This is a genomic window from Rhodobacteraceae bacterium M385 (assembly GCA_025141835.1).
Taxonomy (GTDB): Bacteria; Pseudomonadota; Alphaproteobacteria; order Rhodobacterales; family Rhodobacteraceae; genus Gymnodinialimonas.
This window is the reverse complement of record CP081102.1, coordinates 1,349,544-1,362,029: the sequence shown is the minus strand read 5'-3', so window position 1 is coordinate 1,362,029 and position 12,486 is coordinate 1,349,544. Positions and strand designations below refer to the sequence as shown.

The window sequence follows — 12,486 nt, the reverse complement described above, 5'->3', positions numbered from 1 at the left end:
CCGCGCGCCGTTCAATATTATGGTATTTCCGGATTATTCCAGCTCAGCCGCCGCTGCACGCAGGTTGGAGAGTGCCTCTCCGGCGCGTTCTTCCCAGATGCCGTTCCATTCGGCGATCGCGTCACCGAAGAACTCTGGACCGGCTTCAATGTAGGTGATGCCTGTGCCACGGATCTGCTCCAACCATGGGCCGTCACGCTCGACGTAGGTGTCGATCGTGCTGTCGACGGCGGCGCCCATCAACTCGGCGATCATCGCGTGATCTTCCTCGGAAAGACCGGCCCAAACACGGCCCGAGACCAAAGCGACCATCGGGAACATCATGTGGTTGGTTTCGATCATCGTGTCGGCGTGCTCGTAGTAGTTGAGCGCCCAGATCAGCTCGGCGTCCATGTCGATCCCGTCAACCTGACCGTTGGCCAGCGCGTCAAACACGGCAGGCAAAGGCATGGGTGTGGGGGCCGCGCCAATAGCGTTGTAGAAGTCCAAGTTGGCTTGGAACGGGGTGATGCGGATCTTCTGGCCGTCCAGACCAGCTGCATCGGTGACACCGCCGTTAGTTACAATTTGGCGCATTCCGGCGCTGCCGAAACCAAGGCCAACGACACCCACGGTACCGGGCAATGTATCGAGCATCGCCGTCGCTGTGTCAGAGCGAAGGATCGCCGCCGCATGTTCAATATCGGTAGCCAGATAGGGCGCGTAAAACGCCCCGAATTCAACCGCGCGGTTGGAAACTTCTGCAACCGTCATGAACGCCATGTCCAAGGCACCGGTCTGCAATTGTTGCAGCATCTCGGCCTCGTTGCCCAACTGGCGGGCGGGGAAAACCGTGACGCTGTGGGCATCGCCCGAGGCTTCGGCAAGCGCCGCACCAAAGTCTTCAGCGGCCAGCGTCCAAACGTGGGTAGGCGGTGTGATCAGGCCAAGGCGGAATTCATCGGCCAAGGCTTCGCCCGCCCCGAAACCGGTCATTGCAACGGCAGCAGAGGCCATCAGCGCATTGAATTTCTTCATGTTTCTCTCCTTGTTAAAGCCCGTGACTTCATTGGCCCGAGCGCATTTTTCGGTCTCGTCTGAGGGTCAAACGGCCGTCGTCTTTTCGTCACCCTGCCGCATATCCCGGCATCGCGCAACATATTTTAAGCCTAAAGCATTTTCAGTCCTATAGCGTCACCCACCCTTCGGGCGGCTCTTTTCCGGGGTGGAGCGCACCGCAAGACCCGCAGGTTCGCGCCTCTTCCGAGGCATAGAACGCCGCGTAGACGGGCGGCAGATCATCCACGATCGAGGTTAGATGCATTTCCGAGCGATGCACCAGGTTGCCGCAGTCAAAGCAGTACCATTCAATCGCATCTACCGCGCCTTCCGGGCGCTTGGGTTCAATCACCAGCCCTACGCTGCCTTCTTGCGGGCGTTGGGGGGAGTGGCGCACATGGGGCGGAAGCAGGAAGATCTCGCCCTCGCGGATCGGCACGTCGTAGAACTCTTCGCCATCGAAAAGCTTCAACACCATGTCGCCTTCGAGCTGATAGAAGAACTCCTCGACCGGGTCGTCGTGGTAATCGGTCCGCTTGTTGGGTCCCCCCACGACCGTCACCATCAGGTCGGATTCCTCAAAAATCATCTTGTTGCCGACGGGCGGTTTAAGAAGGTGGCGATGTTCGTCGATCCATGCCTTGAAGTTGAACGCGCTGAGACGGCCCATGTGATATCTCCTGAGTATGTCCGCAGATCAGAATGCCCGAGTTCGCTATAACCGCAAGCGCGGAATGCTGATCCAGATATCCGAAAATCTGATATCCCGATGCCTAAAGCGTGCCGAAATATTCGGCATGTTCCCAATCCGAGATGTGGGAAAGGTAGCGGTCCCATTCGGCACGCTTCAAGATCAGCAACCAATCGGCCACCTCTGGCGACAGCGTTTCGCGCAATGTGTCCGAGGCGGCAAAAGCCTCAATCGCGGCCCCTAGGTTCGTCGGCAGTTCCGGTGCGCCGTGTCCATAGGGATCGTCCAGCGCGGGGGGCGGTTGTAGCTGCCCCTTCAGGCCGGACAGGCCCGACAAAAGCTGCGCGGCAAAGGCAAAATAAGGGTTGGCAGAGCTATCAGGCAATCGGTTCTCGACCCGGCTGGCGGTGTCGTTGGGCGCCGTAATGGCGCGGACCATTGCGCCGCGATTGTCATGGGCCCATCCGATCCGGTTCGGGGCCAGTTGGTGCGGCACAAAGCGCTTGTAGCTGTTCACCGTGGGGTTCGTCAGAAGGCAACAGGCGCGGGCGTGGTGCAGCAGGCCAGCGGTCCACTGGGCGGCGGCATCGCTGAGGCCGGGACTGTCGGCGGTGAAGATGTTGGCCCCCGCCGCGTCAGCGACGCTTTGATGAATATGCCAGCCGTTTGCCGCCGCATTAGGCAGCGCAGATTTCGCCATGAAGCTGGCCAGCAATCCGTCGCGGGCGCAGATCTCTTTCGCGAGGGTGCGGAAGTTTACCGCCATTTCTGCGGTTTGATTGGGGCTGTCAGGGGCGAAGGTCAGCTCATACTGCGAAGGGCCCATTTCGATCTCGACCGAGCGGACATCCATCCCCATCGCTTCCGCCGCGCGGCGCAATTGGTCGAGCATCGGCTCCACCTCTGCGTAGCGGGTCTCGGTCAGGTATTGATAGCCCTGGGTGGTGTTTTCCACCTGCGGCGGGGTGCCGGGCATGGTGGCATGCTGCGGTGCCAGGCGCGGATCGGTGACGCGGAAGACCTGAAACTCGATCTCCAGCCCGAAGGTGGCGGCCAGCCCCTCCTCGGCCAAGGCCTCCTCGCAGCGGCGCAAAAGGGTGCGGGAGGCATAGGGGATCGGCGCGCCATCAAGGGTGGTGACATCGCAGTGGATCAACGCCGAATGAGGCGCGTGGGGCAATTGCCGGAAGCTGGCGGGGTCAAGACGCAACAAAACGTCTGACGCACCCTGCATCGGGGCGCCATCCGCGGCCCAGACCGGAAAAACGGTGCGGTGCGACAGGTCTTTCAACAGCAGGGTCGAGGGCACCCGAATGCCGTTCATTAACGCCCCCGGCAGGGCAGAGGCCGTCAAAACCTTGCCGCGCAGAATACCGTGGGGGTCGGTGAAGACGGCGCGGATCGTCTCGATCCCCTCCGCCTCTACCAGGTCCAGAATATCACGGGGCGTCAAACGCTTGCATCCCATTCGCATTGGCCGCGCCGCTCCAGATCCGCCGCCTCGCTTGCCGCCACCCAATTGTCATCGGGCGCAATGGCATCGTTGGAAAGCGGGCCTCGGATAGCCTGAGTGTCATCATTTTGCATCTTCAAGCTCTCCCCCTCTCCGGCCTCCAAAGCAGCAATCGCGGCACGCAGCATACGGCGGTATTTAATGATACCCACATCGGTTTTGCCAAGGTGTTCTTCGCGGCGATCCTGAATACGGCCCATCGATTCGACGGCCCATTGGTCGTGGACGTTAATATCCAGCCCCATGCCCGTATAGGTCAGCTTGCCCTGCTCCTCGACATCATAGCCGTAGTTGTTACGGGCGTTCTTCAAGGGGGCGTAATCGGGCAGACGATGTTCCTCCAGTCGCTGATCGCGCATCTTCACTTTGTCCACGGGCGCGCCGAAACTGGTGAACATGGAGAACCAGTAGCACGTCTCATCATCCACGGGGACGTGCCATTGCGTGATCGTCATCTCGCGGCTCATGGGAATGCAGATGGCTTGAGGGAAAATCTGATTGGTGACGCGCACATGGGTCCGGCCATCGTCCAAATGGCGCAGCGCGGTCAGCTTCAGGCCATAGTCGGTTTCATCCACGGTGATCTCTGGGCGCGGGTAATCACGCAGCAGTTTGGTCATCGGGATTTCGGTATTGCCCGCTTTATCCCGGAATTGTTTGCCATAGCTGTCGGCGGGGTCTTCGTCTTGCAAGAAGCGGTGAAGGAAGCTGGCGTGAGCGGGGTCGATGCCGACCTCCATAGCTTGCAGCCAGTTGCATTCCCACAGGCCCTTGAAAGCGAAAACGTGAGTGTCAGGGGCGCGAAAACAGTCGAATTCCGCAAAAGGGGGCGGGGTGCCTTCGCCCATGAAGGCCCAGATGATCCCGTTTACCTCGCGCACCGGATAGGACACCGCCTTGATCTTCTCGTGCATGCGCGAGCCCTCGGGCTCTCCGGGTTGCTCAACGCACTGCCCCGAGCAGTCGAAGTGCCAGCCGTGGAACGGGCAACGCAATCCGTTGTCTTCAAGGCGGCCATAAGCCAGATCCGCCCCGCGGTGCGGACAATGCCGCCCGATCAGGCCCAGATTGCCGGTCTCATCGCGAAACAGCACCAACTCCTCGCCCAATAGCTTTACCGGAACCACGGGCCGCACGCCCATCAATTCATCGACCAAAGCAGCCGGTTGCCAGTATTGCCGCAGCACTTTGCCCGCAGGTGCACCCGGCCCAACGCGGGTGATCTGGTCGTTCATTTCCTGGCTCATCATGGGGGCGTGCTCCTCAGCAAAGTGCGATTATCGCACAAAAGTTGACATTTCAATCTTATGCTTGCTAAAGTCGAGCTGTCAACGTCAGGTGCCCCATGTCCAAAACGCTCTCTACCACGCTCCTCAAAGGCCTCGGCATTCTGGACGCATTTGACGGCGCCCCTTCCCTAACCCTTGTGGAGATCGCGGCGCGCGCCGGCCTTGACCGGTCCACCGCGCGCCGCTTGACCCTCACGTTTGTGGAGGCCGGTTGGATCGTCCAGAAAGGTCGCGCCTTCGCGCTGTCAGCTCGCGTTCTGCGCCCTGCGGGGCAGTTCCTTCAGGCCGGGGGATTTGGCCGCGCCGTGCAGCCGATCCTGAATGCCCACGCCGAAAACCTTGGGGGCGAAATCAGCCTAGCAGTACGCGATGGCGACCAAGCGCTTTACGTCGCCCACTCCGCCCGCCCCGGCGCGCGGGTGTCCCTCGGGCTTACCGTGGGCTCTGCCGTGCCACTGGAAACAACAGCCATCGGACGCGTTTTGTTGACAAGTGCCGAGCCGTTTCAAATCCTTCGCGGCGCCTATGAGACAGGGGTCTGCGGCTTTGCCGTACCCATCGGCCCGCCCGATGCGCCGATCGCGGCGGTGGGATCAACCTTCCCGCTGGCATTGCCAAACCTCGAAAGCCGGTTAGAAAGTGCCCTAGCGGGACTTCAAATGGCAGCAGCTGAGCTTCGAGATGTCGCGGGATTGCAGTTGATTGCCTCTGCCGAATAATAAGTATAGCAACCAAGTTGAGACCTTAAGTCTCAATACCTGAAGCATTCTGGCCCTACGACCCACAATCTTTGGCCATATGGTGCGCAATGCAGATGCTCGACTAAGTCGACGAACCAATGACTTGCAAAGGGACACACACATGGCACAACCCGACCTGAACCTGTCCCCCAAAGTCTCGGACGAGATCCGCAAAACCACCTGCTACATGTGCGCCTGCCGGTGCGGCATCAACGTCCACATGAAGGAAGGCCCCGACGGAGAAAAGAAAGTCGCCTATATCGAGGGCAACCGCGATCACCCTGTTAACAAAGGCGTTCTCTGTGCCAAAGGCAGCGCGGGCATCATGCAGGTGAACGCCCCTTCGCGTCTGAAAGCGCCCCTCAAACGGGTCGGCCCCCGTGGCTCGGGTGAGTTTGAGGAGATTAGCTGGGAAGAGGCCTACGGCATCGCCGAAGGCTGGCTACGCCCGATCCGCGAAGAAGCCCCCGAAAAGCTGGCCTTCTTCACCGGTCGCGACCAATCGCAATCTTTTACAAGTTTCTGGGCGCAAAATTTTGGCACGCCCAATTACGCGGCCCACGGTGGCTTTTGTTCCGTCAATATGGCGGCCGCTGGCATCTATACGATGGGCGGCGCGTTTTGGGAGTTCGGCCAACCCGATTGGGACCACACCAAATTGTTCATGCTGTTTGGCGTGGCCGAAGATCACGACAGCAATCCAATCAAGATGGGCCTAGGGAAGATCAAGGCCCGCGGCGCAAAGGTTATCGGCGTTAACCCCATCCGCTCGGGCTATAATGCCGTTGCAGATGAATGGGTTGGCATCACACCGGGCACGGATGGCCTGTTCATTCTGGCGCTGGTGCATTGCCTGATGAAGGCCGGGAAGATCGACCTCGATTACCTCGCCCGCTTCACCAATGCGCCGGTTCTGGTGGATGCGGAAACCGGGATGCTTCTGCGCGACGGCGATGGCAAAGAGCTAGTAATCGACCGCAAGACCGGCAAGCCCGCCGCCTTTGATAAAAAGGGCGTCCAGCCCGACCTCGCTGCCACCTACAATGGCCACAAGCCCGTCCTCCACCTTATGGCAGAGCGCTACATGTCGGACGAATACGCGCCCGAGGCTGTGGCCGAGCGCACCGGGATCGAGGCTTCTCGCATCCGTGCCATCGCCGCCGAACTGGCGCGCGTAGCGTTTGAGGAAAGCTTTGAGCTGCCCGTCGAATGGACAGATTTCCGCGGCGAAACCCACAAAAGCATGACCGCGCGCCCTGTCGCCATGCACTCCATGCGCGGGATTTCCGCCCACGCCAACGGCTTCCAAACCTGCCGCGCTCTGCATGTGCTGCAAATCCTGCTTGGCACCGTGGAGGCTCCCGGCGGCTTCCGCTTCAAGCCCCCCTACCCCAAGCCCTCAAAGATCCACCCCAAGCCCCATTGCAAAGTGACCCCCGGGGCGCCACTGGATGGGCCGCATCTGGGCTTCGTCCACGGCCCCGAGGATCTGGCCCTGCGCGAAGACGGCTCTGCCGCCCGTATCGACAAGGCCTACACGTGGGAAAACCCGATGTCGGCCCACGGCCTCATGCATATGGTGATCTCCAACGCCCACGCGGGCGATCCCTACAAGATCGACACGCTATTTATGTATATGGCGAACATGTCGTGGAACTCGTCGATGAACACCGGCGGCGTGATGGAGATGCTGACCGACAAGGACGCGGACACCGGCGAATACGTCATCCCTCACATCATTTATTCCGATGCCTACAGCTCCGAGATGGTGGCCTATGCCGACCTGATCCTGCCCGATACCACATATCTGGAACGCCACGATTGTATCTCGCTGCTGGACCGCCCGATTTGCGAGGCCGACGGGCTGGCCGACGCGATCCGTTGGCCGGTGATCGAGCCTGACCGCAACGTCAAAGGCTTCCAATCGGCGCTGTGTGATCTCGGTGCGCGCTTGGGCCTGCCCGGCTTCATCAATGAAGACGGCTCCCAGAAATACGCCGACTACGGCGACTACATCACCAACCACATCCGCCGCCCCGGTATCGGCCCCTTGGCTGGTTGGCGCGGCGAAGATGGCAATCAACATGGCCGTGGCAAGGCCAACCCGGATCAACTGAACCAATATATCGAGAACGGCGGCTTCTTCGTCAGCCACATCCCCGACGGCGCCCAATACATGAAGCCCTGGAACGCCAAGTACCAGGATTGGGCCGTCGAAATGGGCCTCTACGACACGCCCCAGCCCTATATCTTCTCGCTCTATGTGGAGCCGATGCAAAAGTTCCGCCGCGCGGCCGAAGGCCACGGCGACATTCAACCGCCCGAGCACCTGCGTACCCGCGTGGCCGAAAACATGGACCCCCTGCCCTTCTGGTCCGACCCGGCGCCCGCAAACCTCGGTGACGCATATCCCATCACCGCGCTCACCCAGCGCCCGATGGCGATGTATCATTCCTGGGGCACGCAAAACGCTTGGCTGCGCCAACTCCACGGCCACAACCCGCTCTATATGCCCAGCAACCTGATGCGCGAAAACGACCTGAAGGATGGCGACTGGGCGCGCGTCACCTCCCCCCACGGCGAGATCATTGTCCCCGTGTTGGAAATGGCGGCGCTGAACGAAAACACCGTCTGGACATGGAACGCGATCGGCAAACGCAAAGGCGCTTGGGCGCTGGATGAAAACGCGCCCGAGGCCACCAAAGGCTTCCTTCTGAACCACCTGATCCACGAGCTTCTGCCCCCAAAAGGCGATGGCCTGCGCTGGACCAACTCAGACCCGATCACTGGCCAAGCCGCTTGGTTCGACCTCAAGGTCCGCATCGAAAAAGCCCCCGCCCAAACCTACTCCCAACCCTCCCTGCCGCCAATCAAATCCCCCGTCGGCAAAGGCGCCAAAAACCTTGCTTGGAAGGTGGGCGAATGACCGGCCCCGCGCGCCCGCTCCTTCATCTTGGCCATACACCTCCGGGGAGCGCGAGGGGCTGGCCCCTCGCTCCAACGCCAGCAAAGAGAGCCAGCGCATGACACAATTGCCCCCTCCCCCCGCCAAGAAACTCGGCCTCGTCATCGACCTTGATACCTGCGTCGGCTGCCATGCCTGTGTGATTTCCTGCAAAGGTTGGAACACGGAAAACTACGGCGCGCCCCTTAGCGATCAAGACGCGTATGGCGCAAACCCTACCGGCACCTTTCTCAACCGTGTCCACTCCTATCAAGTCCAACCTCTGGCCACCTCATCCAAACCGCACCCCGCAGCGCAAACCATCCACTTCCCCAAGTCCTGCCTGCACTGCGAAGATGCCCCCTGCGTCACCGTCTGCCCCACCGGCGCCTCTTACAAACGCGAGGAAGACGGCATCGTTTTGGTTAACGAAAGTGATTGCATCGGCTGTGGCCTCTGCGCCTGGGCCTGCCCCTACGGCGCGCGGGAGCTGGATCAAGACGAAGGCGTGATGAAGAAATGCACCCTTTGCGTCGACCGTATCTATAACGAGAACCTCCCCGAAATCGACCGCACCCCCTCGTGTGTGCGCACCTGTCCCGCGGGCGCGCGCCACTTCGGCGATTTTGCAGACCCCGACAGCCACGTCAGCAAACTTGCAGCAGAACGCGGCGGGATGGACCTGATGCCCGAACAGGGCACCAAGCCGGTGAACCGATACCTGCCGCCGCGCCCCAAGGATGATCTGCCCGAATTCGACGTGCTCGCCCCCTATCTGGAGCCCGTAGCCGAAAACCCCGGCGGGTTCATCGGCTGGCTCGACAAAGCGCTCGAGAGGATCTGAGCCATGCACCCAGCCCCCTCAGTCATCATCTTCACCACGCTTTCAGGCCTTGGCTTTGGCCTCCTGTTTTTCCTGGGCCTTGGCATGCCCTCGGTCACGGGCCTCTTTGCCTTCATCTTCTTCGCCATCGCCTATGTGCTGGCGGTTGGCGGGCTTTTGGCTTCCACCTTCCACCTTGGCCACCCGGAACGTGCTTGGAAGGCGCTTAGCCAATGGCGCAGCAGCTGGCTGTCTCGGGAAGGCATCTGCGCGATTGCGGCGCTGGTCGTCATGGCGATCTACGGCGCGGGGCTGGTCTTTGCGAATACCGCACTGGCCCCCATCGGCTGGATCGGCGCGTTCCTGAGCCTCGCGACTGTCTACACCACGTCGATGATCTACACGCAGATGAAATCGGTGCCGCGCTGGCACATCCCCTGGACGCCTGCGAAATTCCTGACGCTTTCCCTTGCCGGTGGCGCACTTCTTGCGGGACAAGTCTCTTTTGCGATCGTTTTGCTGACCCTGTCGGGCGGCATCACTCTGGCCACATGGTTCATCGGCGATAGCGCCTTCGCGCGCTCCGGCACCACGATGGAGACTGCCACGGGCCTCGGCTCCATCGGCGCGGTGCGCGCGTTCGAGCCTCCGCACACCGGCACCAATTACCTGATGCGCGAGTTCATCCACGTCGTGGGCCGCAAGCACGCGCAAAAGCTGCGCATCATCGCCTTCGCGCTGGCCTTCGTGCTGCCGATCATACTGCTCCTCCTGCCCTTCGGGCATGTCCTCGCCCTTGTCGCTGTGCTCAGCCATGTGGCGGGCGTGGCCACCGCGCGCTGGTTGTTCTTCGCGCAGGCCGAGCATGTGGTGGGCCTGTACTACGGAAAGCGCTAACCTGTGAAACTAATGGTGTCCTCACTTCATGCGCGCTTGCTTTTCTATTAGATGCCGCTGGCACGATGACAGGCCTCATGAACATCCAAAGTGATCGCCTCAAAGCCATTCGCAAAGGCCGCAATATTGGGCGGGTAAAGCTGGCCAATTTGTCTGGTCTGACGGAACGGAAGCTGACGCGGATCGAGGCCCAAACAACGGTCGTTCTGCCACGGTCGATGTTCGCAAAGCTCTCTGAAGTCCTCCAAGTGCCGGAGCCAACGCTTGCGGGCGACTTTCCAATGACATACGCAGACCTACGCCCACTGGCGAAATAGCAATGCACCAGCGGTTGTTGCGGTTAAAGGCGTTTTGCAGCCGCCATTTTAGCACGCACGATGGCCCGTAAATAGGCATTTACATCTGGCCTCTCCGGGGATCGCATCCATTTAGTGCATTGAAACAATTACAAATTGCCTCTGCTCGTTCCGAGTAGTATGCGATTGTACACGACAGCTATGTTCTGGCGGATCACCCGAGTTGGAGCACACCCTCACCGTTGTTCGCGTGTCGATCTGCTGTGGCGCAGCGCCATTAAGTGCGATCGTTCGCCAAGGCGTTTCGCAATGGTCACTGATCGGTCAAACTTCGAACACAAGCCTGTGGTGTCTCTTCCCAAAAGAAGAATGCTTGCAGTGAGGCAGCGATGACATGCTTTGACGGACTAGTGGCCGAGCCCGCCCTATGGTTGGCAACCGGCGTCAGCGTAATGGCGGCGCTTGTCTTGGCATGGATGGTGAAGTTTCAGAAGTTTCAGGGCAAATTCTACTACGCCGCGACCTTCATTGCCATGATCTGGACACTGATGATGATCGGGCTGGAGGCGTCGTCGCCAGCGTTCGCATGTCAGATGCAATGGGCCACATGGGCATGGCTGGGTAATGGGTTAGTGCCCGTCGCATGGTGCTTCTTCGTGCTGGCCTACATCGACAACAAAACGCCATTCAACAAGCGCCTCATCGGCGCCGTGTTGGTCGTTGTGCCAACGGCCATCTTTCTCCTCGCGGCCACCAACCAATGGCATTACCTTGTCTATACCGATGCCACGCAGATCCCTGCGGGCGAGCATTATATTGATTACGTTCATGGGCCCGGTTTCTATGGCATTATCGCGACCCTTTATACGTTTGTGGCTGTCGCTCTGTTCCGGCTTGCCAGAGCGTTCCGACGCGCAAAACGCAGCGCTTGGCCCTTGCTGCTGACGCTGGTCCTCATCACCACCACGCCACTTACCGCGAATGCGGCGTATGTTGTGTTCGGCTTCACCGTCTTCGGCCTTGATCCAACGGCCTTCATGTTCACCTTCGGCGTCCTCGCCTTCACGTGGCTGCTTGTGACAAACAAAACGATGGACATGGCCTTTGTAGGTAAGTCCGTGCTTTTTGACACGATGAGCGAACCTGTCGTTCTCGTGGATCGCCAGCGCAAAGTTACCTTGATGAACACCGCGGCAAAAGACACCGGTCTGTATCGCGGCTCAGTTTCTATTTTGAACGATATCATCGCGCGCATTGAGGAATGGCATCGAAACGAAGACGCCGTTCACCTGACCCTAAACCAACGGGTGTTTGAGCCGCGCGTCCGCGCCATCGAAAGCCCCCTTGATCCGGCCGGCGCCGCACTGGGCTGGAGCATTACCTTCGTCGATATCACGGACCGGATTGCCACGAACGCTGCACTGGAAAAAGCGCTGAAACAGGCGGACGAGGCTAATAGAGCAAAGGACGATTTCATTTCCGTCGTTAGCCATGAACTCCGTACGCCCCTGACCTCTCTGAAGGGGGGGCTAACCCTTGCGCTTAGCGGCCGCCTTGGTGATGTTTCCGACCCCATTCGCTCGCTTCTCAGCATCGCGCATCGAAACGGCGACCGTCTATCACGGCTTGTGGACAACATTTTGTTGGCCCAAAAGATTGATATCAATGCGCTTGAGTTGGACATCAAGCAGGTCGATCTTGGCGATCTCCTGGAAGAGAGCTTCGCAGAAAACCGGATGTTCGCCTCCGAACGCGGCGTGCAGCTTTCTTTCGCGCCCGACACGACAGCCATCACCATAGGCGACGCTTTCGCGATCCGTCAGATCATCGACAACCTCGTTTCCAACGCCATCAAGTTCTCCAACAAAGATAGTGTGGTCGAAGGGCTGATCAGCACGTCTGGCGGCAAAGTGCGGCTTTCGATTGAGAATACGGGTCAGGGAATCCCAGCGGGTATGGAAAGCAAGGTTTTTGGCCGTTTCGAACAAGTAGGAAACAGTGGGCAAGCGTCTACACAAGGTTCCGGCCTTGGGCTTCACATCTCCAAGAAGCTGGCAAAACAGATGATGGGCGATATCTATTATGAGAGCGAAATCGGCGTCGGTACGGTATTTTATGTAGAGTTTCCCTTGGCCGGCTATCAAACCACTGAGCCCACGCAACTCGCCTGTTAAGGGCTGCCGCCTTTCTTCGCTTTGGGCCACCAGTAGCCACCGCTGATCCGGCCCACCCCAACGCGCGCTGTGTGCATAATG

General features: G+C 59.8%; 10 protein-coding genes. 6 read left to right on the top strand and 4 right to left on the bottom strand.

Translation table 11 applies throughout. The annotated features are described in order from the left end of the window. Nucleotides 1-33: 33 nt before the first annotated feature. The 4 genes from K3728_06645 to K3728_06630 form a co-directional block, all read right to left on the bottom strand. Nucleotides 34-1,017, bottom strand: a complete 984-nt coding sequence (locus K3728_06645) for a TRAP transporter substrate-binding protein (GenBank protein ID UWQ96888.1) — start codon at nt 1,015-1,017, stop codon at nt 34-36. A gap of 148 nt (nt 1,018-1,165) precedes the next feature. Continuing rightward, nucleotides 1,166-1,708, bottom strand: coding sequence for a 3-hydroxyanthranilate 3,4-dioxygenase (locus K3728_06640; GenBank protein ID UWQ96887.1), 543 nt, complete (start codon nt 1,706-1,708; stop codon nt 1,166-1,168). A gap of 103 nt (nt 1,709-1,811) precedes the next feature. Then, a complete protein-coding gene (locus K3728_06635; protein UWQ97476.1) occupies nt 1,812-3,182 on the bottom strand; it encodes a glutamine synthetase family protein in 1,371 nt (456 codons plus the stop codon). Then, the gene (locus K3728_06630) at nt 3,179-4,492 is read right to left on the bottom strand and encodes an aromatic ring-hydroxylating dioxygenase subunit alpha (GenBank protein ID UWQ96886.1); all 1,314 of its coding nucleotides are present in this window, start codon (nt 4,490-4,492) and stop codon (nt 3,179-3,181) included. Before K3728_06630 ends, K3728_06635 begins: the two co-directional genes overlap by 4 nt. 95 nt (nt 4,493-4,587) lie before the next feature. On the opposite strand from K3728_06630, the gene K3728_06625 reads away from it, so the two are divergent. The 6 genes from K3728_06625 (at nt 4,588) to K3728_06600 (ending at nt 12,405) form a co-directional block, all read left to right on the top strand. Further along, nucleotides 4,588-5,250 carry a helix-turn-helix domain-containing protein gene (locus K3728_06625; GenBank protein ID UWQ96885.1) on the top strand — a complete coding sequence of 221 codons (663 nt, stop codon included), beginning with the start codon at nt 4,588-4,590 and terminating at the stop codon, nt 5,248-5,250. A gap of 142 nt (nt 5,251-5,392) precedes the next feature. Next, nucleotides 5,393-8,197, top strand: a complete 2,805-nt coding sequence (locus K3728_06620; GenBank protein UWQ96884.1) for a molybdopterin oxidoreductase family protein — start codon at nt 5,393-5,395, stop codon at nt 8,195-8,197. A 97-nt stretch (nt 8,198-8,294) separates the two neighbouring features. Beyond that, nucleotides 8,295-9,059: a 4Fe-4S dicluster domain-containing protein gene (locus tag K3728_06615; protein UWQ96883.1), complete on the top strand. Its 765-nt coding sequence runs from the start codon at nt 8,295-8,297 to the stop codon at nt 9,057-9,059. A 3-nt stretch (nt 9,060-9,062) separates the two neighbouring features. After that, nucleotides 9,063-9,935, top strand: a complete 873-nt coding sequence (locus K3728_06610) for a dimethyl sulfoxide reductase anchor subunit (GenBank protein ID UWQ96882.1) — start codon at nt 9,063-9,065, stop codon at nt 9,933-9,935. Nucleotides 9,936-10,000: 65 nt separating this feature from the next. Then, a complete protein-coding gene (locus K3728_06605; GenBank protein UWQ96881.1) occupies nt 10,001-10,252 on the top strand; it encodes a helix-turn-helix domain-containing protein in 252 nt (83 codons plus the stop codon). A 368-nt stretch (nt 10,253-10,620) separates the two neighbouring features. Then, nucleotides 10,621-12,405, top strand: coding sequence for an ATPase (locus K3728_06600; protein UWQ96880.1), 1,785 nt, complete (start codon nt 10,621-10,623; stop codon nt 12,403-12,405). Nucleotides 12,406-12,486 lie beyond the last annotated feature (81 nt).